The sequence below is a fragment of the Streptomyces sp. MBT65 genome (assembly GCF_016612545.1).
Lineage (GTDB): Bacteria > Actinomycetota > Actinomycetes > Streptomycetales > Streptomycetaceae > Streptomyces.
Genome location: NZ_JAENRY010000810.1, coordinates 1 through 354 on the forward strand (window position 1 = coordinate 1; position 354 = coordinate 354).

The 354-nt window shown below is 75.4% G+C and carries 1 pseudogene; it reads left to right on the plus strand.

Going from position 1 to position 354, the window contains the following annotated elements:
- A pseudogene (locus tag JHN63_RS52215) lies at window positions 1–354 on the plus strand (hypothetical protein); the annotation flags it as partial.

Sequence of the window (354 nt, forward strand, 5' to 3'; positions counted from 1 at the left end):
AGGCGGGCGAAGGACGGGAGCGGCCGGGCCGTACCGCGGAGCCGACCGCCGAGGAGGACGAGGACGAAAGCGGCGGAGGGGGTGGGGACGAAGGTGGCGGCGATGAAACGGGCGGGCCGAAGGCCGACGGCGACGCCAGCCGCTCGGACACTCCCGCGCCCGCCGACTCCGCGTCGTCCTCCCAGGAGGCCGTACCCGTGCCCTCCTCGCCGCCGCTCCAGCCCGTGCACCGGACCGTCACCCACGCCGAGGACCCCGCCGAGCCCGTGCTGCGGATCCTGCCGCTGGGCAGCGGTCTGATCCTCATCGGTCTCGGCCTGGGTCTCGCCTTCATCGGCCTGCGGGTGCGTCGGA